The organism is Buttiauxella sp. S19-1, assembly GCF_022134725.1.
Taxonomy (GTDB): domain Bacteria; phylum Pseudomonadota; class Gammaproteobacteria; order Enterobacterales; family Enterobacteriaceae; genus Buttiauxella; species Buttiauxella ferragutiae.
In genome coordinates this window covers 20,379-43,823 of the sequence record NZ_JAHWLU010000030.1, presented here as the reverse complement: position 1 = coordinate 43,823, position 23,445 = coordinate 20,379, and the positions used below count along the sequence as shown (strand labels likewise).

Genomic DNA, 23,445 nt, shown 5'->3' with positions numbered 1-23,445 from the left:
ATTACGCTTTCCTCTTTCAGAGTCAAGCGTTTATTTTCGCTTTTCATCTGGCTGACGGGCCGGTTTGTAAGCCGTTGTGCCGTGTCAGTGGAGGCGCAGTATAGGGATTTTCTGGGAGCTGACAAGTATAAAATTCAAAAAACTTATCGTTAGCTCAACTTTTAATCATAACGCAATCGAGAGATACAATATCGCCTGGTTTTTACACAAAAACGAGCCCCGGAGGGCTCGTTTTATCTTTTTTGTGACTTACTGCACTGCCACAATATGATTGTCTTTTACTTCCAGATGAACTGCTTTCCCTGGAATCAGCTCACCTGAGAGGATTTGCTGAGCCAGCGGGTTCTCTATTTGCTGCTGGATAGCACGTTTCAATGGTCTTGCACCATATACCGGGTCGTAACCATTCTCGCTAAGCAGCTTCAACGCATCTTCAGAGATAGTGACTTCATAGCCACGCTCTTCAAGGCGTTTATACAAACGCTGCAACTGAATCTGCGCAATAGAAGCAATATGTTTCTCACCCAGCGGATGGAATACCACGACTTCATCTATACGGTTAACAAACTCTGGGCGGAAGTTCTGGCTGACAACACCAAGAATCAGATCCTTCATATGACCGTAGTCCAGCGCACCGAAGCGCTCCTGAATTAAGTCAGAGCCCAGGTTAGACGTCATAATTACAACCGTATTACGGAAGTCGACAGTTCTCCCCTGCCCGTCAGTCAAACGCCCGTCGTCCAGCACCTGCAATAAAATGTTGAACACATCCGGGTGTGCCTTCTCTACTTCATCCAAAAGAATGACAGAGTAAGGGCGACGACGAACCGCTTCAGTCAGGTAGCCACCTTCTTCATAACCGACGTAGCCTGGAGGTGCACCGACTAAACGAGATACGGAGTGTTTTTCCATAAACTCGGACATATCGATACGCACCATTGCGTCATCGCTATCAAACATAAAGTTTGCCAGCGTTTTGCACAGCTCAGTTTTACCCACGCCCGTTGGCCCAAGGAATAAGAACGAACCAATTGGGCGATTCGGGTCAGACAAACCGGCACGGCTACGGCGAATTGCGTTTGAAACGGCTTCAACAGCTTCATTCTGCCCGATAACACGGGTATGAAGTTGTTGTTCCATACGCAGCAGTTTCTCGCGTTCACCTTCAAGCATGCGAGCCACAGGAATCCCCGTCCAACGCGCCAGCACTTCCGCAATTTCTGCATCAGTAACTTTGTTACGCAGCAGACGCATGGTTTTCCCTTCACTCTGACTTGCCGCTGCAAGCTGTTTCTCAAGCTCCGGTATTTTCCCGTATTGCAGCTCAGACATTCGCGCCAGGTCGCCTGCACGGCGCGCCTGCTCAATGGCGATTTTTGCCTGCTCTAACTCAGCCTTAATCGTCTGCGTACCAGAAAGTGACGCTTTTTCAGCTTTCCACTCTTCTTCCAGCACTGAATATTCACGCTCTTTCTGCCCTAATTCGTCTTCAAGCATACTCAAACGTTTCTGGCTGGCTTCGTCAGACTCTTTCTTCAATGCCTGCTGTTCCAGTTTGAGCTGGATGATACGGCGGTCAAGACGGTCGAGCTCTTCTGGTTTCGAGTCAATCTGCATACGGATGCTGGAAGCCGCTTCGTCAATCAAGTCGATGGCTTTATCCGGCAACTGACGATCGGCAATGTAGCGATGCGACAGCATTGCCGCCGCCACAATAGCCGGGTCAGTAATCTGTACATGGTGATGCAGTTCGTAACGCTCTTTCAGCCCACGCAAAATAGCGATAGTGTCTTCGACAGAAGGCTCGGCAACGAACACTTTCTGGAAGCGACGCTCAAGCGCGGCATCCTTTTCTATATACTGGCGATATTCATCCAGCGTTGTCGCCCCGACGCAGTGCAGTTCACCTCGAGCCAAGGCTGGCTTGAGCATGTTACCCGCATCCATAGCGCCATCCGCTTTACCCGCGCCAACCATGGTGTGCAATTCATCGATAAACAGAATGACATTACCTTCCTGCTTAGAAAGATCATTCAGTACACCTTTAAGACGCTCTTCAAATTCACCACGATATTTCGCACCGGCTACCAGCGAACCCATATCCAGCGCTAATACCCGACGGCCTTTTAGCCCCTCAGGCACTTCACCATTAATGATACGCTGCGCCAAACCTTCAACAATGGCCGTTTTACCAACGCCTGGTTCACCAATAAGTACGGGATTGTTTTTGGTACGGCGCTGCAATACCTGAATAGTGCGACGAATTTCTTCATCACGACCGATAACGGGATCAAGCTTGCCCTGTTCCGCACGCTCGGTCAGATCGACAGTATATTTTTTCAATGCCTGACGTTGATCTTCGGCACCCTGGTCGTTCACGTTTTCGCCTCCACGCATTTGCTCAATTGCTGCTGTCACATTTGCCGTGGTAGCACCCGCTGATTTCAGTAAATCAGTTAATGTTCCGCGAGATTCAAGTGCTGCCAGAACAAATAACTCTGACGAAATGAAGTTGTCATTTCGTTTTTGCGCCAGTTTGTCACATAGATTCAATACACGAACTAAATCCTGCGAAGGCTGAACATCACCGCCCGTGCCTTCAACTTGTGGTAAACGGCTTAAAGCTTGCTCAATATCGGTACGCAACTTGCCAGCGTTGACGCCAGCTAAAGTCAGTAAAGGACGTACGGATCCACCTTCCTGATTGAGCAGTGCGCTCATCAAGTGAAGAGGTTCGATAAATTGGTTGTCGTGCCCGAGAGCTAAGGATTGGGCATCGGCGAGAGCAAGCTGGAATTTATTAGTAAGACGATCCAGACGCATAACTCCTCCCATATACAGGTCAAATTTGCTACTGGAGATTAAATGAGGTCATCCCTCAATTATTCAAGGTTAATGACCTGAAATATTTGAAGCGTTAATTACCCGCACTGGATCGTCTTGATTCAATAGGTTATATCAGCCAAATGAAACTTGCCATACGGCCTGTGGTTCTGTCGCGTCGATATGAGAAAAAATCACCCGCTTCGCTGTAGGTACAACGATCGCCGCCATAAACATGGTTAATGCCTACTGCAGACAAACGCTGACGAGCCAGGGTGTAGATGTCAGCAATGTATTTTTCCCCTGACGGGCGAAAAGCACTATCAGCATGAATGTCTTTAGCCATAAACGCTTCACGCACTTCAGGGCCAACTTCAAATGCATTAGGACCAATAGCCGGGCCAAGCCACGCCATAATGTTTTCTGGCGCATCTTTAAAACAAGCCACAGTTTCTTCAATAACGCCTTCGCACAAGCCACGCCATCCAGCATGAGCAGCCGCAACTTCGGTTCCAGCCTTATTACAGAATAGCACTGGCAGACAATCTGCTGTCATTACCGCACAAACCGTACCCGCTGTTGCGCTATAAGAAGCGTCTGCACGTTTTGACAAATAAGGTTCGCCAGTAAGTTTTAACACGTCTGTACCGTGCACTTGCTCTAGCCAAACCGGTTTTGAAGGCAAGCCGGCAGTGCTATAAAACATGCGACGGTTTTCTTCGACATCATCCAGGTTATCACCGCAGTGAGCCCCCAGATTAAGCGAGTCGTAAGGCGGTTGACTTACACCGCCAATACGTGTCGAACTGCACGCGGCAACCCCTTCAGGAAGCGGCCAATGCGGGACGATCAGTTTGCTCATAGCCAGTCCAGTTGATCCTTATGGATTTCCGTATCAGCACGCAGCGCTTCAATCAGCTCAACCATATCCTGAGGGATTGGCGCATGCCATTCCATCAACATACCGCTGATTGGATGATGAAGACGCAACATGGTTGCATGCAGAGCCTGGCGGTCAAACTTACGCAGCACGCTGACAAACTCTTCTGACGCACCTTTTGGTGGACGCGGGCGGCCACCGTACAGCTGATCGCCAACCAATGGATGAGTGATATGCGCCATGTGAACACGAATCTGGTGAGTACGGCCCGTTTCCAGACGCAGACGCAGACGCGTATGCACACGGAAATGTTCCATGATTCGATAATGCGTCACCGCAGGTTTCCCCATCGGATGCACAGCCATATGAGTACGCTTAGTCGAATGTCGACTGATAGGTTCTTCAACCGTGCCACCTGCCGTCATATGACCAATGGCAACCGCTTCATATTCACGCGTGATTTCACGTAATTGCAAAGCCTCAACCAGGTGAGTTTGCGCAGGAACGGTTTTCGCCACGACCATCAAACCCGTCGTGTCTTTATCCAGACGATGCACAATGCCCGCACGTGGAACATCAACAATCGGCGGATAGTAATGCAGAAGCGCATTCAGTACGGTCCCGTCAGGATTACCCGCACCAGGATGCACAACGAAATCACGCGGCTTGTTAATCACCAAAATATCGTCATCTTCATAAACGATATTGAGCGGGATATCTTGTGGTTCCCAGCGCACATCCTCTTCGATTTCAGCATTGATAGTGACAGCTTCGCCACCCAATACTTTTTCTTTCGGTTTGTCGCTAATATTGCCATTGACCAGCACGCGCCGGTCAAGAATCCATTCTTTTATACGCGAACGTGAATAATCAGGGAACAATTCGGCCAAAGCTTGATCTAAGCGTTGACCGAGTTGCGATTCGGATACTGTTGCGTTGAGTTGTACTAGTTGTGCCATAGACAGCTTCTTCGTTAACGTTGGGTTTTACGGCAATGCCGTTTAATATAGTGTGCTATTGTAGCTGGTCTTTATCGGGAGCTGGTATTGAGAGCCTCCCGGATAACATTCTGAGGAAAGTCAAAACGTCATGACGCGTATGAAATATCTGGTGGCAGCAGCCACGTTGAGCCTGGCTTTGGCTGGTTGCTCCAGTTCCAAGGATGAGGTTCCTGATAGTCCACCTTCCGAGATTTATGCGACTGCCCAACAAAAGTTGCAGGACGGTAACTTTAAAGCGGCGATAACGCAACTGGAAGCGCTGGATAACCGTTATCCGTTCGGGCCATACTCGCAGCAAGTGCAGTTAGATCTTATTTACGCTTACTACAAGAATGCTGACTTGCCACTGGCTCAGGCAGCTATTGACCGCTTTATGCGCCTAAATCCTACCCATCCAAACATCGACTACGTACTTTACATGCGCGGTCTGACGGACATGGCACTGGATGATAGCGCATTACAAGGGTTCTTTGGCGTAGATCGTTCAGACCGAGATCCTGCACACGCGCGTGATGCTTTCAAAGATTTCTCTAAGCTGGTTCGAGGTTACCCGAACAGCCAGTATGTCACCGATGCCAGCAAGCGCCTGGTGTTCCTGAAAGATCGTTTAGCGAAATATGAGCTTTCCGTCGCGCAATACTACACTAAACGCGGCGCGTGGGTTGCAGTAGTTAACCGTGTTGAAGGAATGCTGCGTGATTTCCCTGATACCCAGGCTACACGTGATGGTCTGAAGTTGATGGAAAATGCCTACCGTGAAATGCAAATGCCGGCTCAAGCCGAAAAAGTTGCAAAAATTATCGCGGCCAACGGCAATACCAACTGATTACCCGAGATGAAAAACAAAATGGCAGCCAACTGGCTGCCATTTTTATTGCCTGAAAACACAAAACTGAAACGGTTTAGCGTCAGGTCATCCAATCAAATATGGACGCTATTCTTAAGTTCCACAAGCTTTAAAAACAGAGATCCTGTCCTGCCTCACAAAAAGGGTTTACTGACAAAAAGTGACAAAATAGTGTGATTCACATCACACATTTTGACATTCAGAAAGGTATGCTGGAGTTACCAAGACGGGAAAGACAAGAGGTAACTTTATGACAATGAACATTACCAGCAAGCAAATGGAAATCACCCCAGCTATTCGTCAGCACGTCGCAGACCGTCTCACTAAACTGGACAAGTGGCAAACTCATCTAATTAACCCACACATTGTTTTGTCCAAAGAACCGAAAGGTTTCGTGGCTGATGCCACCATTAATACGCCAAACGGCCAGCTCGTAGCGAGCGCCAAACACGATGATATGTATACGGCTATCAACGATTTGATTAACAAACTGGAGCGGCAGTTGAATAAAGTGCAACACAAAGGTGAAGCGCGTCGCACAGCAGGCTCAGTGAAAGACGTTGCTATCGCGGAAATTGAAGAAGAGTAAATTTTAGCTTTATCAATCACACCAACGCGCCTCCGGGCGCGTTTTTTATTGACAGAGCGAAAACAGAGCGAGTACCTTACTTGTCTGACTTATCAGGAACCAACCATGAAATTAATTCCGTTTTTCTTCGCATTCTTTTTTACCTTCCCCTGAATGGGAGGCAATTCGTCGTGTGATAAAGAATGCGAAGACGAACAAACAGGCCTCCCCAAGCGGGAGGCCTTTTTTATGGACTTCGAAAAGGTAGCGTTATGAGTGAGACAAACCCGTTGCTGGCACTGCGCGATAAAATCAGCGCCCTGGATGTAAAATTGCTGGCATTGCTGGCAGAGCGTCGCTTGCTGGCTGTTGAAGTCGGAAAAGCCAAGCTCGCGACTCACCGCCCGGTTCGAGATATCGACCGCGAGCGTGATTTGCTGGAGCGTCTGATTACTTTGGGTAAAACACATAATCTGGACGCCCATTACATTACGCGCTTGTTCCAACTCATCATTGAAGATTCAGTTCTGACGCAGCAAACACTTTTACAGCAGCATCTTAATAAAACCAATCCGCAGTCAGCGAGAATCGCGTTTTTAGGCCCGAAGGGTTCGTACTCACACCTGGCTGCACGTCAGTATGCTGCTCGCCACTTTGAGCAATTCATTGAAAGTGGCTGTGCCAAATTCCAGGATATCTTTAACCAGGTTGAAACGGGCCAGGCTGACTACGCCGTAGTTCCGCTTGAAAACACCAGTTCCGGTGCGATAAACGATGTCTACGATTTGTTGCAGCATACGAGCTTGTCCATCGTTGCCGAAATGACCGTACCAATCGATCACTGTGTGTTGGTCAAGGGTACAACAACTTTAGACTCTATCCATACCGTATACAGCCATCCACAGCCTTTCCAGCAATGCAGCCAATTCATTAACCGGTATCCAAACTGGAAAATCGAATATTGCGAAAGTACCTCGGCGGCAATGGAAAAAGTGGCGCAGGCAAACTCACCGCATGTCGCGGCGCTGGGTAGCGAGGCTGGTGGGGCGTTATATGGTTTGCAAGTTCTGGAACGTAATCTGGCAAACCAGACGCAAAACATCACCCGTTTCATCGTTCTCGCTCGCAAATCGGTCGAAGTCACCGACCAGGTCCCAGCCAAAACAACACTACTCATGGCGACAGGTCAGCAAGCCGGTGCGTTGGTTGAAGCCCTTCTGGTGTTGCGTAATCACAATTTGATCATGACAAAACTGGAGTCTCGACCAATTAACGGCAACCCGTGGGAAGAGATGTTTTATCTGGATGTTCAGGCAAACCTGAACGATGAAGCAATGCGCAAAGCACTTCGCGAACTCGGTGAAATTACCCGTTCTATGAAAGTGCTTGGCTGTTATCCAAGTGAGAATGTAGTGCCTGTTGATCCGGCTTAAAATTGGCAGTAAGCCAGCTCGAAGCTGGCTTACTCATTCACTTTAAATTTCAGTTTCGGCATTCCTGCAACGGCGACTTTAAGCGTAAAAATCGCGCCTGACAGTGGCCTTTCTGCAACTTCGACGTTATCCATATTTTCTCGCGTCGTCGTGATGAACAACGTTTTCATATCATCGCCACCGAAGCACACCATCGTTGGACAGCGCACCGGCAATTGATATTCTTCCAGCACATCGCCATCAGGCGATAATCGCGCGATACGGTAGCCATCAAACAATGCCGTCCAGTAGCAACCTTCTTCGTCAATCGCCGCACCATCAGGTATTCCCAGCCCCGGTTCAAAGCGTTTAAACACTTCACGCTTGCCAGGCTCACCTTGCTTGTCTAACGGAGTTCGGTAAATCACACGGTTCGGCGTGTCTGATGTAAACATCCATTTTTTATCTGCACTAAACGCCAGACCATTGGCACCATGGATATCATGCTGAATGACATGCGGTGTCAGGTCGTTATCCACGCGGCACAGCAAGGCTCCGTTGTAATCACCAGGCCCCCAAAATGTTCCAGCATAAAAACGCCCATCCCTGTCAGTTCCACCATCATTAAAACGAGCTAATGTCGGGTTATTGGGGTTATCACAGACTTTGCGAGTAATAAGCCCGGTGCGATTGGTCAGATAAATTCCACTTCGCAGCGCGACAATAAAACCACCCGTTTCGCACAATGCAAAACAGCCAACCTCTTCGGAAAACTGAATCACATCATGCTTTTTGCTGGCGATGTTATAGCGATGAATTTCGTTTTCGAGAATATCCGTCCAGTAAAGGCAATTTTCTTGAGCATTCCAGGTTGGGCATTCAGGTAAGTGACCGGTGTAATTGAACAGAACTTGCGGCTGAGCCATTTTTCTATCCTTAATTGCCAATAAAAAAAGCCATTAGGTTTCCCTGATGGCTTTAGATTATAAGACTATTTCACGACTACGGTCGGCTATCATTCGCCTGGCGTAACAAAGTTCGGCTTTCACTCTGGAAGCGCTGCGCGTAGTCGCCGAACCAGTGTTCAACTTTACGGAAGCTATCGATGAACGCTTGCTTATCACCATGTTCAAGCAGGCCAATAGCCTCCCCAAACCTTTTGTAATAACGCTTAATCAGCTCCAGATTGCTTTCTGACGACATAATAATATCAGCGTAAAGTTGCGGATCTTGTGCAAACAAGCGACCTACCATCGCCAACTCCAGGCGATAAATCGGTGATGAAAGCGCGAGTAGCTGCTCTAACTGAACATTTTCCTCTGCCAGATGCAGACCATATGCAAAGGTTGCAAAGTGGCGCAGCGCCTGAATAAACGCCATGTTCTGATCGTGTTCAACGGCTGTAGAACGGTGCAAACGCGCGCCCCAAACCTGAATTTGCTCAAGGAACCACTGATACGCTTCTGGCTGGCGACCGTCGCAATACACCACGACCTGCTTCGCAAGGCTTCCACTATCTGGCCCAAACATTGGATGCAAGCCAAGAACCGGCCCCTGGTGAGCTGCCAACATAGCTTGTAGAGGGCCATTCTTCACCGACGCCAGATCAACCAGAATACAGTCATCAGGTAAGCGCGGTAACTGAGCGATTACTTGTTCAGTGATGTGAATCGGCACGCTAACAATGACCATGCCAGCATCAGCCATCAATTCTGCTGCGTTAGCCCAGTCTTCTTTTTCAAGAATACGCACCTGATAACCAGACAGTGTGAGCATCTTTTCAAACAAGCGCCCCATTTGGCCACCGCCACCGACGATAACTACCGGGCGAAGTGCAGGAAACAGGGTTTTAAAGCCTTTGTCATTCTCGCTTGAGTATGACTCACGCATAACCCGACGCAGTACGTCTTCAATCAGATCCGGTGGAACGCCCAGCGTTTCGGCTTCTTTGCGACGTGAAGCCAACATTGCTGCTTCACGTTCCGGGACATAAATCGGTAAACCATACTGGCTTTTGACTTCGCCAACTTCCGCTACCAGTTCAAGGCGGCGTGCCAGTAGCCCCAGCAACGCCTTATCCACTTCGTCAATTTGATCGCGCAACGCGGTCAATTCAGCCACCATAGTAAAACCTCTTATGCCTTACGCGCCGCAAGCGTACCGTTCAGATCTTGATGAATCTCACGCAGTAAAGTCTCGGTAGTTTCCCAGTCGATGCAAGCATCGGTGACAGAAACGCCGTACTTCATTTCACTGCGTGGCTGCTCTGAAGATTGATTACCTTCGTGGATATTACTTTCAATCATCAGGCCAATAATCGAACGATTACCATCTTTAATTTGGGCGACGGCTGATTCAGCCACGCCCGGCTGACGGCGGTAGTCTTTATTTGAGTTGCCATGGCTGCAATCTATCATCAAGGCTGGGCGGAGTCCTGCCTGTTCCATCTCTTTTTCACACTGCGCAACGTCTGCCGGGCTGTAGTTTGGTGCTTTTCCGCCACGTAAAATCACATGACCATCTGGGTTACCCTGAGTTTGCAGCAAGCAGACCTGGCCTGCCTGGTTGATACCAACGAAACGATGCGGCATAGATGCGGCACGCATCGCATTAATCGCCGTACCCAGGCTGCCATCAGTACCATTTTTAAAACCAACTGGCATAGACAAACCAGATGCCATTTCACGGTGGGTCTGGGATTCAGTAGTACGGGCACCAATTGCGGACCAGCTAAACAGATCACCCAGGTATTGTGGGCTATTCGGATCAAGCGCTTCCGTCGCCAGCGGCAGACCCATGCTGACCAATTCAACCAGCAAATGACGAGCAATTTTCAAACCAGCTTCAACATCAAACGAGCCATCCATGTGTGGATCGTTGATTAGCCCTTTCCAGCCAACGGTGGTACGTGGCTTTTCAAAATAGACGCGCATCACGAGGTACAGACTATCGCTAACTTGTTCAGACAAAATTTTAAAACGACGAGCATATTCAATCGCGGTATCAGGGTCGTGGATCGAGCAAGGTCCACAGACTACCAACAGACGAGGATCGCGCCCTGCGATAATGTCGGAAATCGTCTGACGGGAGTGTTCGATCTGCGCTTCTTGAGAGGCAGTAAGCGGGAATTCCGCTTTCAGTTGATCCGGAGTGATTAATACCTGTTCGTCAGAAATATGAACGTTGTTCAGCGCGTCTTTTTGCATGATGGCTTTCCTGTTAGCTCGTTTGCGATAGTCGTTTCCTCAGTGAGGATGGCACTACCTTACCAGCTTTAGTAAAGATTGCAATCCAAAATACGTAAACAATACATTACACCAATCAAATAATTGCCGCTTAAAGCACACTTAACATCACTTATTGTAAACTAAATTATACACGACTGCATAAGCACGCTATTTATCTGCTCAAGCATGCAGTCTGTGAAAATAGCGTAATGCAAAGCCATAAGCGCTCTATGCTCAGTTAATACAGTTTGAAATGGATATCCTCACTATGCGCTGTTTAGCCTTGATTCCAATCTTATTGCTGTCTGCTTGTTATGTTGACCCATACACCCATGCCCCAACTCCGGCCCCCACCGACTGGTATCAGGCTGGCTGGGATGATGCGATGTCTGGACAACCCATAAGAAGTAATCCCGTCATTGCGCATTTGCATAACGATGAAAATGTCGATCGAGAAGAATGGTTAAAAGGATATGCAGATGGCCAGCAACGGATTTGTGATCCCAATTTCTTAACCGTTCAGGGGCAAAATGGGAAATCATTTCCTGCCAGTTGTGAAACCTTACCTGATGTTACGGAGCGTCGCGCGGTATGGGAAAAGGCCAGCCGAGAAGGATTGCAGCAATCGCTCATGCGTTAAATAAAAAAGGGCTGCCAGATGGCAGCCCTTGATATGGATGTCGCGTTAGCGAAATCTTACTTGGTAAGACGCTCTTTGATACGAGCAGATTTACCAGTACGCTCACGCAGGTAGTACAGTTTAGCTTTACGAACGGCACCACGACGTTTAACAGTAATGCTGTCGATTACTGGGGAGTGAGTCTGGAATACACGCTCAACACCTTCGCCGTTGGAAATTTTACGAACAGTGAATGCAGAGTGCAGACCGCGGTTACGGATAGCGATAACCACGCCCTCAAATGCCTGCAGACGTTTTTTAGAACCTTCAACGACCCATACTTTCACTTCCACGGAATCACCCGGACGGAATGAAGGTACATCCTGTTTCATCTGTTCTTGTTCAATTTGCTTAATAATGTTGCTCATAATTTTGTCTCTTATCCTGGGTAAACTGATAATCGGGGGCTTACGCCATCCCATCATGTTTATGTTGCTGTATTTGCGTGTTCACGTTGGAACTCCGCCAGCAACCTTGCTTGCTCTTCAGTCAGAGCCAGGTTTTCCAGAAGTTCAGGTCTTCTAAGCCAGGTACGGCCCAGCGACTGCTTCAGGCGCCACCGGCGAATCTGCGCATGGTTTCCCGACAGCAAAACTGGCGGAACCTCCATGCCTTCTAACACTTCAGGACGGGTATAGTGTGGGCAGTCCAACAATCCATCGACAAACGAATCTTCGATTGCAGATGACTGATGCCCCAGAACTCCCGGAATAAACCGTGAAACTGAGTCAATCAGCACCATTGCTGGTAATTCACCACCGCTGAGAACGTAATCGCCGATTGACCATTCTTCATCAATTTCGGTTTGGATAACGCGCTCATCTATCCCTTCGTACCGACCACAAACCAGAATTAACTTCTCATTTGTTGCCAGTTCGCTGACGCCTTCTTGATCAAGCTTGCGTCCCTGAGGTGAAAGATAGATAACCTTAGCACCTTCCCCCGCCGCTGCTTTCGCTGCGTGGATGGCTTCCCGCAAAGGATTTACCATCATGAGCATACCCGGTCCGCCGCCGTAAGGACGATCGTCCACGGTACGGTGTCGGTCATAAGTGAAGTCACGCGGACTCCAGCTCTGGATGCTCAGCAGGCCATTTTTTACTGCCCGGCCAGTTACCCCGAAGTCGGTAATTGCACGGAACATCTCTGGAAACAGGCTAACTACACCAATAAACACAAGCCAATCCCCATTACGCCGTCTTTTACCGTTAATCCGGAGGTTTTAAAAACCAGGATCCCAATCTACTTCAATGGTTTGAGTAGCGAGATCGACTTTCTTGATAACCTGCCCATCGAGGAACGGAACCAGCCGCTCCTTGATGCCGAACGCATCTTTCAGGTTTGCCTTAATGACCAGAACGTCATTTGAGCCGGTTTCCATCATGTCGATGACTTTACCGAGCTGATATCCTTCAGTAGTGACAACCTGGCAACCCATAAGGTCTTTCCAGTAGTAGTCACCCTCTTCGAGATGAGGCAATTGCGTTGAATCGACGACAATTTCGCAATTGGTCAGAAGATTCGCTGCATCCCGATCGTCAATACCTTTCAGCTTGATGACCAGATCCTGATTGTGGTGCTTCCAGCTTTCCAGCTGTACTTGCTGCCACTGACCCGCCTTCTGGATAAACCAGGGCTGATAGTCAAAAATGCTATCGGCGTCTTCGGTGGAGGAAAACACTCTGAGCCAACCACGGATCCCATAGCAGGAGCCCATTTTGCCCAATACTATTGGGTTAACAGGAGCCTTTGCAGCGATTTGATTGCTCATCATGACCACCGTGACAGATTAAGCTGCTTTTTTTGCTGCTTTGATCAGCGCAGATACGCGATCAGAAACGGTTGCGCCTTGGCCAACCCAATGCTCGATGCGATCCAGATCCAGGCGAGTTGCCTCGTCTTTTTCACCAGCGATAGGGTTGAAGAAACCAACGCGCTCAATGAAGCGACCGTTACGTGCATTACGGCTGTCAGTAACAACAACCTGGTAGAACGGACGCTTTTTAGCGCCGTGACGTGCTAAACGAATAGTTACCATAACATCCTCTTTAGTGAATAAAACACCAGGCCCCATCGAGGGATGGAGCCTGGTGTCATATTAAAAGCCCGAAAATTGTACTCATTCCTGAGCGGAAATCAATTTTTGTTTTACAAGCAAAACAAAAATTACAGAAATTAACGGCCTGGGAAACCTGGCGGCATCATACCTTTCATGCCGCGCATCATTTTCGCCATTCCGCCTTTCTTCATCTTTTTCATCATGCGCTGCATGTCGTCGAACTGCTTAAGCAGACGGTTGACGTCCTGCACCTGCATACCCGCACCCATCGCGATACGACGTTTACGTGAACCTTTGATAATCTCTGGCTGCGCGCGCTCTTTGAGCGTCATGGAATTAATAATGGCTTCCATACGCACCAGGACTTTGTCATCCATTTGCGACTTAACGTTATCTGGCAATTGCCCCATACCCGGCAATTTGCTCATCATGCTCGCCATGCCGCCCATGTTTTTCATTTGCTTAAGCTGGTCAAGGAAATCGTTGAGATCAAACCCATCGCCTTTCTTCAGCTTGTTAGCCAGCTTCTCTGCCTGAGCACGGTCAACTTTGCTCTCAATATCTTCGATAAGTGAGAGAACATCGCCCATCCCCAGAATACGCGAAGCAATACGATCCGGGTGGAACGGCTCCAGCGCTTCAGTCTTTTCACCGACACCGAGGAATTTAATCGGCTTGCCAGTGATATGACGAATAGAAAGCGCTGCACCACCACGCGCATCACCGTCGACTTTCGTCAGCACGACGCCCGTCAGTGGTAATGCTTCGTTGAAAGCTTTTGCGGTATTCGCCGCATCCTGGCCCGTCATGGCGTCAACAACAAACAGCGTTTCAACTGGGTTAATCGCAGCATGAACCTGCTTGATTTCGTCCATCATTGCTTCGTCAACGTGCAAACGACCGGCGGTATCCACCAGCAGCACGTCAAAGAATTTCAGCTTCGCTTCTTTCAGCGCCGCAGTAACGATATCGACCGGCTTTTGACCCACATCAGACGGGAAGAAATCGACACCGACTTGTTCAGCCAGCGTTTCCAACTGTTTGATCGCCGCCGGGCGATAAACGTCGGCAGACACCACCAGCACTTTCTTCTTGTGCTTCTCACGCAGGAACTTACCTAATTTACCTACGCTTGTGGTTTTACCCGCACCTTGCAAACCTGCCATCAGCACAACGGCTGGCGGCTGTGCAGCAAGATTCAGGCTGGCATTCTCTTCGCCCATCGCAGCAACCAATTCGGCGCGAACGATTTTGACAAACTCCTGGCCTGGGGTCAGACTTTTGTTAACTTCATGACCAACCGCTTTTTCTTTTACGCGGCTGATAAAGTCACGCACCACCGGCAGCGCAACGTCCGCTTCCAGCAATGCCATGCGCACTTCGCGCAATGTTTCTTTCACATTCTCTTCAGTCAGCCGCCCGCGGCCGCTGATATTGCGCAGTGTGCGCGACAGACGGTCAGTTAAATTATCAAACATTGTCTTTTGCCTAACGTGGTAACTTAGGGCCGCAGCTTGCGACACAAAACAGAATTTAGCGGATTATACCCTAAATCGTTCAAGTTGTGGGTAGGCGGCAAGGGAGCTTATCCTCAGGAGCTTACTAAAGTAAGTGACTGGGGTAAGTGAGTGCAGCCAACCCCCCCATAACTTGAAGTATGACGGGTATATAACATGAAGCCGCCTTCGGTGTGATGTAACGGTTAGAGTTGGAGCAGGCGGCAGGTAACGTTATACTGTTTTTTTTCATCTCTGGCTAATTGACCGACACTTTATATGCCTGTTTTCGCAATCCTTGCGCTTGTAGCCTATTCCAGCAGCCTCGCGCTGATCATCCCAAGCCTGCTGACAAAAAACAGCGGATGGCGCCGTTTCGCTATTATATCGGCCATTATCGCGCTTGTATGCCACGGTCTGGCGCTTGAAGCTCGTATTTTTGCCGCCGACGGCGGTCAAAACCTGAGCCTGCTCAACGTCGGCTCATTAGTCAGTTTGATGATCTGCACCGTGATGACGATTGTGGCATCGCGAAATCGCGGCTGGCTGCTGTTACCGATTGTTTACGCTTTCGCCTTAATCAATCTGGCGCTGGCAACCTTTATGCCCAACGAGTTCATCACGCATCTGGAAACAACTCCGGGGATGATGGTGCATATCGGTTTGTCGCTCTTTGCCTATGCCACGCTGATTATTGCCGCACTTTACGCGCTGCAACTGGCCTGGATTGACTATCAGCTCAAAAATAAAAAACTCGCCTTCCGTGCTGAAATGCCGCCGTTGATGAGCATTGAGCGCAAAATGTTTCACATCACTCAAGTCGGCGTAGTACTGCTGACGTTAACCCTTTGCACCGGCCTGTTTTATCTGAAAAATCTTTTCAGCCTGGAAAATGTCGACAAAGCGGTCTTGTCGATTCTCGCATGGTTTGTCTACATCGTTTTACTGTGGGGACACTATCATGAGGGGTGGCGCGGCCGCCGTGTGGTGTGGTTTAACGTCGCGGGTGCAGCGATTCTGACCCTCGCCTATTTTGGTAGCCGCGTCCTGCAACAATTCGTCGGCTAATGTTGTCTTTATAAAGGAAATCCTTTTGGAACAGATCTCAACGACTACGTTGATTGTCACATTGATCATCATGGTAGTCGTTTCAGCGTACTTCTCCGGCTCTGAAACCGGCATGATGACGCTTAACCGTTACAAGCTGCGCCACCTCGCCAAACAGGGCAACCGCGCCGCTAAACGGGTCGAAAAACTGCTTCGCAAACCAGACCGCCTGATAAGTCTGGTCCTCATCGGTAATAACCTGGTCAATATTCTGGCCTCAGCCATCGGCACCATCGTCGGCATGCGTTTGTACGGTGATGCGGGTGTTGCCATCGCCACCGGTATCCTCACTTTCGTGGTACTGGTGTTCGCTGAAGTGCTGCCAAAAACCATTGCCGCGCTGTATCCGGAAAAGGTTGCCTTCCCGAGCAGCTTCCTGCTCGGCCCGTTGCAAATACTGATGATGCCCCTGGTGTGGTTACTGAACATCATCACGCGTATGTTGATGCGTCTGATGGGTATCAAAAACGTCAGCACCGTGAGTAGCGCGTTAAACAAAGACGAATTGCGTACCCTGGTGCATGAGTCACACACGAAAATTTCCCGCCGCAACCAGGATATGTTGCTCTCGGTTCTGGATCTCGAAAAAATGAGCGTCGACGACATCATGGTGCCGAGAAATGAAATCGTCGGTATCGATATCAATGACGACTGGAAATCTATCGTCCGCCAACTCACCCACTCGCCGCATGGCCGCATTGTGTTGTATCGCGATACTCTGGACAATGCCATGAGTATGCTGCGCGTGCGTGAAGCCTATCGCTTGATGACCGAAAAGCAAGAGTTCACCAAAGAAACGCTGCTTCGTGCCGCTGATGAAATTTACTTCGTGCCGGAAGGAACGCCGCTTAGCGTTCAACTGGTAAAATTCCAGCGTAACAAGAAGAAAGTCGGCCTGGTCGTAGATGAATACGGTGATATTCAAGGGCTGGTAACGGTGGAAGATATTCTTGAAGAGATTGTCGGTGACTTCACGACATCGATGTCTCCAACACTGGCTGAAGAAGTGATGCCACAAAACGATGGCTCAGTGATTATTGAAGGCAGCGCCAACGTGCGCGAAATCAACAAAGCTTTCAACTGGACATTGCCAGAAGACGAAGCCCGTACCGTAAACGGTATGCTGCTTGAAGAACTGCAAGAGATCCCAGCTATCGATACGCGAGTGCGTCTAAGCCACTACGACATTGATATTCTCGATGTACAAGACAACATGATTAAGCAAGTGCGCGTCACCCCTGTCACTCCGCTTCGCGAGAGTGTTCAAGAGTAAATCGCCTTTCTAGCAGGCACAAAAAAGCCAGCCGCAAAGGCTGGCTTTTTATTTCAAGCGATTAAAACAAATTACGCTTTTGCTTTAGCCACAGAAACCATCGCTGCACGCAGTGTGCGACCATTCAGGGTGTAACCCTTTTGCATCACCATCAGCACGTGGTTTGGCGCCACATCTTCAGACTCAACCATGGCAATGGCCTGGTGCACATCCGGGTTGAACGGCACGTTAGTTTCGCCAACCACTTCCACACCAAATTTACGCACCACATCCAGCATCGATTTCTGAGTTAATTCGATGCCTTCAATCATGGCGGCTAAATCGGTGTTGGACTTGTCTACCACTTCCAAAGCACGGTCAAGGCTGTCGATAACCGGCAGCAGCTCGTTGACAAATTTGTCCAGAGCAAACTTGTGCGCTTTCTCAATATCAAGCTCAGTACGGCGACGGAGGTTTTCCATATCCGCTTTATTGCGTAACGCCAGTTCACGCTCGCGCTGCTGAATTTCTTCCAGTTGCGCAGTCAAATCGGCAATTTTTTCATCGCGCGGATCAACCACTTCGGCACCCTCTACGGCCTCGACTTCTTCGTGGCTTTCCATTGCAATTTCGTCCGAGACTTGCTCGTCTGGTGTTTTCTGATCTTTACTACTCATGAATTTCTCCGCGTTTTTAGCATTCATCTCGCTGGTTCGCTTATTATGGGGATCAGTTTCCGGGATTCAAGGGAACGTGACATATTGTCATAAACGACTGCATCACTGCGCATAAGGACCATCAGCATAATGAACAAACATTTCAACTGCATTGGTATCGTCGGGCACCCACGTCACCCTACAGCCCTAACCACGCATGAAATGCTGTATCGCTGGCTCTGCACCAAAGGCTACGACGTTATTGTCGAGCAGCAAATTGCCCAAGAACTTAACCTCAAAAACGTAAAAACCGGTACCCTGGCGGAAATAGGCCAACAGGCCGATCTCGCGGTGGTGGTCGGTGGTGACGGCAATATGCTAGGCGCTGCCCGCGTTCTTGCTCGTTATGATATCAAAGTCATCGGCATCAACCGCGGTAATCTCGGTTTTCTTACCGACCTTGACCCAGACAACGCGCAGCAACAACTCGCCGATGTGCTCGAAGGGCACTACATTGCCGAGCGCCGTTTCTTGCTCGAAGCCCAGGTTTGCCAGCAAGATACGCCGACTCGCCTGAGTACCGCGATTAACGAGGTGGTGCTGCACCCCGGCAAAGTCGCGCACATGATTGAATTCGAAGTCTATATCGATGAAATTTTTGCGTTCTCGCAACGTTCCGATGGGCTGATTATTTCAACACCAACGGGTTCTACCGCCTATTCCCTCTCGGCTGGCGGCCCCATTCTTACCCCATCGCTTGATGCCATTACGCTGGTGCCAATGTTCCCGCACACGCTTTCTGCACGCCCATTGGTCATCAACAGCAGCAGCACAATACGCCTGCGTTTTTCACATATGCGTAGCGACCTGGAAATCAGTTGTGATAGCCAAATAGCGCTACCTATTCAGGAAGGCGAAGACGTGCTGATCCGCCGTTGTGACTATCATCTCAATCTCATTCACCCCAAAGATTACAGCTATTTCAATACATTGAGCTCTAAACTCGGCTGGTCGAAAAAATTGTTCTAAAAAGTGCCCCAGGCTCTTTACTGTATATAAAACCAGTTTATACTGTATGAAAACACAGTCATGTCTTTTCATACAGGAAAGCAATTATGCTGGCACAACTCACCATCAGTAACTTCGCTATCGTTCGTGAACTGGAAATTGATTTTCACCACGGTATGACCGCCATTACCGGTGAGACAGGGGCCGGTAAATCTATCGCGATTGATGCCTTAGGTCTGTGTCTCGGTGGCCGTGCTGAAGCCGACATGGTGCGTCAGGGTGCCAGCCGGGCTGACCTCTGCGCCCGCTTCTCCCTGAAAGACACGCCTGCCGCCCTGCGCTGGCTGGAAGAAAATCAACTTGATGACGGACGTGAATGTTTACTGCGTCGCGTCATTAGCAGCGATGGCCGTTCACGAGGCTTCATCAACGGCACGGCGGTTCCTCTTTCTCAGTTGCGTGACCTCGGCCAGATGCTGATTCAAATTCACGGCCAGCATGCCCACCAGCTTTTGTTAAAACCAGAACATCAAAAATACCTGCTTGACGGTTATGCGGGTGAATCTGCACTTCTCGCCAAAATGGCAACAAGCTACCGCGAATGGCATCAAAGCTGCCGAACTCTTGCGCAGCATCAGCAACAGGCTCAAGAACGTGCCGCGCGTACTGAATTGCTTCAGTACCAACTGAAAGAGCTCAATGAATTTTCTCCAATTGCGGGCGAGTTTGAACAAATTGATGAAGAGTACAAACGGCTGGCAAACAGCGGGCAACTGATCTCTGTTAGCCAGCAAGCACTGGCGATCCTCGCGGATGGTGAAGACAACAACCTGCAAAGCCAGCTGTATAGCGCACGTCATTTAATGGAAGAACTGGCCGGGATGGATAGCAAACTGTCTGGTGTGTTAACGATGCTGGAAGAGGCAACTATTCAAGTTTCTGAAGCCAGCGATGAACTGCGCCATTATTGCGACCGTCTGGATCTTGACCCTAACCGTTTGTATGAACTGGAACAACGTATCTCCAGGCAAATATCACTGGCGCGTAAACATCATATTTCGCCGGAAGAACTGCCATTGTTCCATCAACAGCTGCTCGAAGAGCTGCAACAGCTTGATGAGCAGGCCAGCTCCCAGGATGAACTGATGCAGGCAGTGGCTGTCCATCACCAGCAAGCGCTGAACATTGCGCAAGAATTGCATCAGCGTCGTGCACATTATGCGGCGGAACTTTGCGAGTTGATTACCGCAAGCATGCATTCGTTATCAATGCCTCACGGCAAGCTAGCTATTGACGTCGAATTTAATGAAAACCATCTGACCGCTGAAGGTGCAGACCGTATTGATTTCCGCGTCAGTACCAACCCAGGCCAACCCTTGCAGCCGCTGGCAAAAGTGGCCTCCGGCGGCGAGCTTTCACGTATTGCACTGGCGATTCAGGTCATCACCGCACGTAAAATGGAAACCCCGGCTCTCATCTTCGATGAAGTGGATGTCGGGATCAGCGGCCCAACAGCGGCGGTGGTCGGCAAATTATTACGTCAGTTAGGCGAGTCCACTCAGGTTATGTGTGTCACGCACCTGCCACAGGTCGCAGGTTGTGGGCATCATCACTTCTTTGTCAGCAAAGAAACCGATGGCGAAATGACAGAAACACATATGCAACCGCTGGATAAACGCTCACGCCTGCAAGAATTGGCTCGTTTGCTTGGTGGCAGCGAAGTCACACGCAACACATTAGCCAACGCAAAAGAGTTGCTGGCGGCTTAACGGCAACGATTTGATATACACAACCCGGTAGTTGTTGTGCGTGCTGTTCAAAAAACAACCACTCAGCTAGCATATTGTTAATTGAACAGGTTTTAAGCCAACTTTTTTGCTGTACCAGGGTCAGAGTTAAGCGCCTTAATGTTTTAAACTGCGTAAAGGTTTATTATCATCGGCATATTATGAATGAGCCATGTGCTGCTCGGGCCCGAAAAGGAATCAAATCACTATGCGCTGTAAAACGCTGACTGCTGCCGCAGCGGTTCTTCTTATGCTGACCGCAGGCTGTTCCACTCTGGAGCGAGTGGTTTACCGCCCCGACATTAACCAGGGGAACTACCTGACACAAAACGACGTGTCAAAGATTCGTACTGGCATGACTCAACAGCAAGTTGCGTATGCTCTGGGTACGCCAATGATGACTGATCCATTTGGTACAAGTACCTGGTTCTATGTCTTCCGTCAGCAACCAGGCCATGAGAAAGTGACTCAGCAAACGCTGACGCTGACTTTCAACAGCAGCGGTGTGTTGACCAACATCGACAACAAGCCGAAGCTGGTAAACGAATAACCAATAAAAAAGGTGCCGATATGGGCACCTCAGATTGCTGACAAGGTCACTAAACAGGTGTTGTAGGGTGGATAAGCGATAGCGTCATCCACCATTTTCGCCAGTTTTGTCATCAGTCTCAGGTGCCTGATTGGCACCTTTTTTTGGCTACTTCTGAGCGGATTTCTCAGCTCGCTGGCGTCGAAGCTCTTTCGGGTCAGCAATCAGAGGCCGATAAATTTCTACCCGATCCCCCTCATTAACCGTATCGGTCAATTTCACCGGGCGGCTAAAAATCCCTACCTTATTCTTCGCAAGATCAATATCCGTGCGCAGTTCAAGAATACCTGACGCGTAAATCACCTGCTCAACAGTCGCACCTTCTGCAACTCTAACCTTGAGCAAGTACTGCTTTTCAGGCAATGCGTAAACGACTTCAACAGCGATATCAGGCGACACTGTAGACCTCTTTGGCTCGTACGGTAAACGCCTGAACCATATTCCCGGCCAACTCTTTGAAGATACGGCCAAACGCCAGCTCGATAAGCTTATTGGTAAACTCAAAATCGAGCTGGAACTCAATACGGCAAGCTTCTGCACTCAGCGGCGTAAACTTCCAGCCGCCCATCAATGACTTGAATGGCCCATCGACCAGATGCATCAAAATACTTTGATTATCGGTAAGGGAGTTACGCGTGGTAAACGTTTTGCTGATCCCCGCTTTGGAAACATCTACCGCCGCCGTCATCTGATTATGCGACGCGTCAAGAATCCGGCTGCCAGTGCAACCCGGTAAAAAATCAGGGTAGGATTTCACATCGTTAACTAATTGATACATCTGCTCCGCGCTGTAAGGCACTAGCGCAGTACGGGTAATCTGAGGCATAGCATTTCCTGAGAGTCACAAAACGGGCAAATAATAACATTTATCACTCTGCAAAGAAAAACTCTTAGCCCAGAGCCGTGCTAAGATATGCCTTCATCCTCGCAGCGAAGCGGGGTGTATTTGAACTCCTGGATTACTTATACTGAGCAGCACTATGACAAAGAAAAAAGCATACAAACCAGGTTCAGCCACCATTGCGCAAAACAAACGCGCCCGCCATGAATACTTTATCGAAGATGAGTTTGAAGCGGGACTCGTGCTGCAAGGCTGGGAAGTAAAATCTCTGCGTGCCGGGAAGGCCAACATCGGTGACAGCTACGTCATACTGGTAGATGGCGAAGCATTTTTGTTTGGCGCCAACTTTACTCCGTTAAACGTGGCCTCAAGCCATGTGGTCTGCGACCCAACACGTACCCGTAAACTCCTGCTTAACCAACGTGAGCTTGATAACCTTTACGGGCGTATTAACCGTGATGGTTACACCGTTGTCGCCCTGTCGATGTACTGGAAAAATGCCTGGTGCAAAGTGAAAATCGGCGTGGCGAAAGGTAAGAAGCAGCACGACAAGCGCAACGATTTAAAAGACAAAGAGTGGGCGGTAGATAAAGCACGTATTATGAAGCACGCGGGTCGTTAATACGGTTTTAAAAAACAGTATTAGTCCTTCTTCCGGGGGGCTAATACTGAGAAGTTATCTTCCCCCTACCCTAAATATTATTTATTACCAAAACCAAATTTATTAATCTGCATAACTCATTCCATCAAGTCATCTTCTATAAAATATAATCCCCCAATTGATTAAAACTGTGCTAGTCGACTGACAAGCGGAAAGGATAAATTATCCTTTATATTCACCGCGTGAATACATACTAACAAAAGTTAAATTTTTAGTGTCCACCCTGGCTTCACCGCAGTAAGGCAGATGATTATCACGACGGTTTTTTGTTAACACTGAATTAAGTTTAAAGTGAACCAATCGATAATAACTTAAATAAAACCGCCATCAATCACAAAACAAAGCAAATAAATATCAATGCATTACCAATAAAAATACCACTTTATAGTCATAACTAAAACTCATGGAATGCGCACATAACTCCTGAAAAAAACTTACGCTCCTCTCTTATGCACTTCATTTGCGCTTTTATCCAATCCTGTCTATATCTTCAATACCCCCTTATGAAAATGATAAGAAAGTATGAATCTTATATTCATATAAATTAATGCT

24 protein-coding genes, 1 pseudogene and 1 other annotated feature are annotated in these 23,445 nt (G+C 48.8%); of the genes and pseudogenes, 11 read left to right on the top strand and 14 right to left on the bottom strand.

Going from position 1 to position 23,445, the window contains the following annotated elements; genetic code table 11:
* Positions 1-249: 249 nt before the first annotated feature.
* The 3 genes from clpB to rluD all read right to left on the bottom strand — a co-directional run bounded on the left by clpB (position 250) and on the right by rluD (position 4,662).
* On the bottom strand, positions 250-2,823 hold the full coding sequence (gene clpB / locus MES37_RS09490) for an ATP-dependent chaperone ClpB (protein ID WP_237931181.1): 2,574 nt from the start codon (positions 2,821-2,823) through the stop codon (positions 250-252).
* A 130-nt stretch (positions 2,824-2,953) separates the two neighbouring features.
* Complete coding sequence (yfiH, locus tag MES37_RS09485) at positions 2,954-3,685, bottom strand: purine nucleoside phosphorylase YfiH (protein WP_232887397.1); 732 nt, start codon at positions 3,683-3,685, stop codon at positions 2,954-2,956.
* Positions 3,682-4,662, bottom strand: coding sequence for a 23S rRNA pseudouridine(1911/1915/1917) synthase RluD (gene rluD, locus MES37_RS09480; RefSeq protein WP_121815079.1), 981 nt, complete (start codon positions 4,660-4,662; stop codon positions 3,682-3,684). The genes yfiH and rluD overlap by 4 nt, the downstream gene beginning before the upstream one ends.
* 130 nt (positions 4,663-4,792) lie before the next feature.
* On the opposite strand from rluD, the gene bamD reads away from it, so the two are divergent.
* The 4 genes from bamD to pheA all read left to right on the top strand — a co-directional run bounded on the left by bamD (position 4,793) and on the right by pheA (position 7,552).
* On the top strand, positions 4,793-5,530 hold the full coding sequence (gene bamD, locus MES37_RS09475) for an outer membrane protein assembly factor BamD (RefSeq protein ID WP_064544319.1): 738 nt from the start codon (positions 4,793-4,795) through the stop codon (positions 5,528-5,530).
* Positions 5,531-5,801: 271 nt separating this feature from the next.
* Positions 5,802-6,140 (top strand): ribosome-associated translation inhibitor RaiA, encoded by a 339-nt coding sequence (raiA, locus tag MES37_RS09470; protein WP_034457302.1) that lies wholly within the window; start codon positions 5,802-5,804, stop codon positions 6,138-6,140.
* A gap of 104 nt (positions 6,141-6,244) precedes the next feature.
* Positions 6,245-6,370, top strand: a sequence feature (Phe leader region).
* Positions 6,246-6,293 (top strand): pheA operon leader peptide PheL, encoded by a 48-nt coding sequence (gene pheL / locus MES37_RS09465; protein WP_101706155.1) that lies wholly within the window; start codon positions 6,246-6,248, stop codon positions 6,291-6,293. Its footprint overlaps the feature before it by 48 nt.
* A gap of 21 nt (positions 6,371-6,391) precedes the next feature.
* The gene (pheA, locus tag MES37_RS09460; RefSeq protein WP_237931180.1) at positions 6,392-7,552 is read left to right on the top strand and encodes a bifunctional chorismate mutase/prephenate dehydratase; all 1,161 of its coding nucleotides are present in this window, start codon (positions 6,392-6,394) and stop codon (positions 7,550-7,552) included.
* A gap of 29 nt (positions 7,553-7,581) precedes the next feature.
* Here pheA and MES37_RS09455 read toward each other — a convergent pair whose 3' ends face one another.
* The 3 genes from MES37_RS09455 to aroF all read right to left on the bottom strand — a co-directional run bounded on the left by MES37_RS09455 (position 7,582) and on the right by aroF (position 10,737).
* A complete protein-coding gene (locus MES37_RS09455) occupies positions 7,582-8,457 on the bottom strand; it encodes an SMP-30/gluconolactonase/LRE family protein (RefSeq protein WP_232887395.1) in 876 nt (291 codons plus the stop codon).
* A 76-nt stretch (positions 8,458-8,533) separates the two neighbouring features.
* Entirely contained in the window at positions 8,534-9,655 is a 1,122-nt protein-coding gene (gene tyrA / locus MES37_RS09450; RefSeq protein WP_121815075.1) for a bifunctional chorismate mutase/prephenate dehydrogenase, read from the bottom strand.
* 11 nt (positions 9,656-9,666) lie between these two features.
* Entirely contained in the window at positions 9,667-10,737 is a 1,071-nt protein-coding gene (aroF, locus tag MES37_RS09445) for a 3-deoxy-7-phosphoheptulonate synthase AroF (protein ID WP_064544312.1), read from the bottom strand.
* 274 nt (positions 10,738-11,011) lie between these two features.
* Here aroF and MES37_RS09440 point away from each other — a divergent pair, with 274 nt between their 5' ends.
* Entirely contained in the window at positions 11,012-11,398 is a 387-nt protein-coding gene (locus MES37_RS09440) for a DUF2799 domain-containing protein (RefSeq protein ID WP_237931179.1), read from the top strand.
* Between the two features lie 56 nt (positions 11,399-11,454).
* On the opposite strand, the gene rplS is transcribed toward MES37_RS09440, so the two are convergent.
* The 5 genes and pseudogenes from rplS to ffh form a co-directional block, all read right to left on the bottom strand.
* Complete coding sequence (rplS, locus tag MES37_RS09435; RefSeq protein ID WP_034457314.1) at positions 11,455-11,805, bottom strand: 50S ribosomal protein L19; 351 nt, start codon at positions 11,803-11,805, stop codon at positions 11,455-11,457.
* Between the two features lie 40 nt (positions 11,806-11,845).
* Positions 11,846-12,614 (bottom strand): annotated as a pseudogene (trmD, locus tag MES37_RS09430) (tRNA (guanosine(37)-N1)-methyltransferase TrmD).
* A gap of 45 nt (positions 12,615-12,659) precedes the next feature.
* Positions 12,660-13,208, bottom strand: coding sequence for a ribosome maturation factor RimM (gene rimM, locus MES37_RS09425; protein ID WP_064544306.1), 549 nt, complete (start codon positions 13,206-13,208; stop codon positions 12,660-12,662).
* Between the two features lie 18 nt (positions 13,209-13,226).
* Entirely contained in the window at positions 13,227-13,475 is a 249-nt protein-coding gene (gene rpsP, locus MES37_RS09420) for a 30S ribosomal protein S16 (RefSeq protein ID WP_034457320.1), read from the bottom strand.
* A gap of 137 nt (positions 13,476-13,612) precedes the next feature.
* Positions 13,613-14,974: a signal recognition particle protein gene (ffh, locus tag MES37_RS09415; RefSeq protein ID WP_064544303.1), complete on the bottom strand. Its 1,362-nt coding sequence runs from the start codon at positions 14,972-14,974 to the stop codon at positions 13,613-13,615.
* Positions 14,975-15,271: 297 nt separating this feature from the next.
* Here ffh and MES37_RS09410 point away from each other — a divergent pair, with 297 nt between their 5' ends.
* Together MES37_RS09410 and MES37_RS09405 are read left to right on the top strand one after the other, a co-directional pair.
* Positions 15,272-16,060, top strand: a complete 789-nt coding sequence (locus MES37_RS09410; RefSeq protein WP_064544299.1) for a cytochrome C assembly family protein — start codon at positions 15,272-15,274, stop codon at positions 16,058-16,060.
* A gap of 25 nt (positions 16,061-16,085) precedes the next feature.
* Positions 16,086-17,372 carry an HlyC/CorC family transporter gene (locus tag MES37_RS09405; protein WP_064544296.1) on the top strand — a complete coding sequence of 429 codons (1,287 nt, stop codon included), beginning with the start codon at positions 16,086-16,088 and terminating at the stop codon, positions 17,370-17,372.
* Positions 17,373-17,443: 71 nt separating this feature from the next.
* Here the strand turns inward: MES37_RS09405 and grpE are convergent, their stop codons facing one another.
* Positions 17,444-18,028 (bottom strand): nucleotide exchange factor GrpE, encoded by a 585-nt coding sequence (gene grpE, locus MES37_RS09400; protein ID WP_064544330.1) that lies wholly within the window; start codon positions 18,026-18,028, stop codon positions 17,444-17,446.
* A 129-nt stretch (positions 18,029-18,157) separates the two neighbouring features.
* Between grpE and nadK the strand changes: the two genes are divergently transcribed.
* The 3 genes from nadK to bamE all read left to right on the top strand — a co-directional run bounded on the left by nadK (position 18,158) and on the right by bamE (position 21,352).
* Entirely contained in the window at positions 18,158-19,036 is an 879-nt protein-coding gene (gene nadK, locus MES37_RS09395; protein ID WP_064544292.1) for an NAD(+) kinase, read from the top strand.
* Positions 19,037-19,122: 86 nt separating this feature from the next.
* On the top strand, positions 19,123-20,784 hold the full coding sequence (gene recN, locus MES37_RS09390) for a DNA repair protein RecN (protein WP_064544288.1): 1,662 nt from the start codon (positions 19,123-19,125) through the stop codon (positions 20,782-20,784).
* A 226-nt stretch (positions 20,785-21,010) separates the two neighbouring features.
* Entirely contained in the window at positions 21,011-21,352 is a 342-nt protein-coding gene (bamE, locus tag MES37_RS09385) for an outer membrane protein assembly factor BamE (RefSeq protein ID WP_064544285.1), read from the top strand.
* Positions 21,353-21,499: 147 nt separating this feature from the next.
* Here the strand turns inward: bamE and MES37_RS09380 are convergent, their stop codons facing one another.
* Together MES37_RS09380 and MES37_RS09375 are read right to left on the bottom strand one after the other, a co-directional pair.
* Positions 21,500-21,790 (bottom strand): RnfH family protein, encoded by a 291-nt coding sequence (locus tag MES37_RS09380; RefSeq protein ID WP_064544282.1) that lies wholly within the window; start codon positions 21,788-21,790, stop codon positions 21,500-21,502.
* Positions 21,780-22,217 carry a type II toxin-antitoxin system RatA family toxin gene (locus MES37_RS09375; protein WP_064544279.1) on the bottom strand — a complete coding sequence of 146 codons (438 nt, stop codon included), beginning with the start codon at positions 22,215-22,217 and terminating at the stop codon, positions 21,780-21,782. Before MES37_RS09375 ends, MES37_RS09380 begins: the two co-directional genes overlap by 11 nt.
* 154 nt (positions 22,218-22,371) lie before the next feature.
* On the opposite strand from MES37_RS09375, the gene smpB reads away from it, so the two are divergent.
* The gene (gene smpB / locus MES37_RS09370; RefSeq protein ID WP_064544275.1) at positions 22,372-22,854 is read left to right on the top strand and encodes an SsrA-binding protein SmpB; all 483 of its coding nucleotides are present in this window, start codon (positions 22,372-22,374) and stop codon (positions 22,852-22,854) included.
* The last annotated feature ends 591 nt before the right edge of the window (positions 22,855-23,445 follow it).

What these genes read in the sequence shown, in the direction of transcription:
- rplS (WP_034457314.1), bottom strand. Translation starts at nt 11,805, where the DNA reads ATGAGCAACATTATTAAGCAAATTGAACAAGAACAGATGAAACAGGAT.
- yfiH (WP_232887397.1), bottom strand. Translation starts at nt 3,685, where the DNA reads ATGAGCAAACTGATCGTCCCGCATTGGCCGCTTCCTGAAGGGGTTGCC.
- rpsP (WP_034457320.1), bottom strand. Translation starts at nt 13,475, where the DNA reads ATGGTAACTATTCGTTTAGCACGTCACGGCGCTAAAAAGCGTCCGTTC.
- raiA (WP_034457302.1), top strand. Translation starts at nt 5,802, where the DNA reads ATGACAATGAACATTACCAGCAAGCAAATGGAAATCACCCCAGCTATT.
- grpE (WP_064544330.1), bottom strand. Translation starts at nt 18,028, where the DNA reads ATGAGTAGTAAAGATCAGAAAACACCAGACGAGCAAGTCTCGGACGAA.
- bamE (WP_064544285.1), top strand. Translation starts at nt 21,011, where the DNA reads ATGCGCTGTAAAACGCTGACTGCTGCCGCAGCGGTTCTTCTTATGCTG.
- tyrA (WP_121815075.1), bottom strand. Translation starts at nt 9,655, where the DNA reads ATGGTGGCTGAATTGACCGCGTTGCGCGATCAAATTGACGAAGTGGAT.
- MES37_RS09375 (WP_064544279.1), bottom strand. Translation starts at nt 22,217, where the DNA reads ATGCCTCAGATTACCCGTACTGCGCTAGTGCCTTACAGCGCGGAGCAG.
- smpB (WP_064544275.1), top strand. Translation starts at nt 22,372, where the DNA reads ATGACAAAGAAAAAAGCATACAAACCAGGTTCAGCCACCATTGCGCAA.
- aroF (WP_064544312.1), bottom strand. Translation starts at nt 10,737, where the DNA reads ATGCAAAAAGACGCGCTGAACAACGTTCATATTTCTGACGAACAGGTA.
- MES37_RS09410 (WP_064544299.1), top strand. Translation starts at nt 15,272, where the DNA reads ATGCCTGTTTTCGCAATCCTTGCGCTTGTAGCCTATTCCAGCAGCCTC.
- ffh (WP_064544303.1), bottom strand. Translation starts at nt 14,974, where the DNA reads ATGTTTGATAATTTAACTGACCGTCTGTCGCGCACACTGCGCAATATC.
- rluD (WP_121815079.1), bottom strand. Translation starts at nt 4,662, where the DNA reads ATGGCACAACTAGTACAACTCAACGCAACAGTATCCGAATCGCAACTC.
- pheA (WP_237931180.1), top strand. Translation starts at nt 6,392, where the DNA reads ATGAGTGAGACAAACCCGTTGCTGGCACTGCGCGATAAAATCAGCGCC.
- bamD (WP_064544319.1), top strand. Translation starts at nt 4,793, where the DNA reads ATGACGCGTATGAAATATCTGGTGGCAGCAGCCACGTTGAGCCTGGCT.
- MES37_RS09455 (WP_232887395.1), bottom strand. Translation starts at nt 8,457, where the DNA reads ATGGCTCAGCCGCAAGTTCTGTTCAATTACACCGGTCACTTACCTGAA.
- clpB (WP_237931181.1), bottom strand. Translation starts at nt 2,823, where the DNA reads ATGCGTCTGGATCGTCTTACTAATAAATTCCAGCTTGCTCTCGCCGAT.
- MES37_RS09440 (WP_237931179.1), top strand. Translation starts at nt 11,012, where the DNA reads ATGGATATCCTCACTATGCGCTGTTTAGCCTTGATTCCAATCTTATTG.
- rimM (WP_064544306.1), bottom strand. Translation starts at nt 13,208, where the DNA reads ATGAGCAATCAAATCGCTGCAAAGGCTCCTGTTAACCCAATAGTATTG.
- nadK (WP_064544292.1), top strand. Translation starts at nt 18,158, where the DNA reads ATGAACAAACATTTCAACTGCATTGGTATCGTCGGGCACCCACGTCAC.
- recN (WP_064544288.1), top strand. Translation starts at nt 19,123, where the DNA reads ATGCTGGCACAACTCACCATCAGTAACTTCGCTATCGTTCGTGAACTG.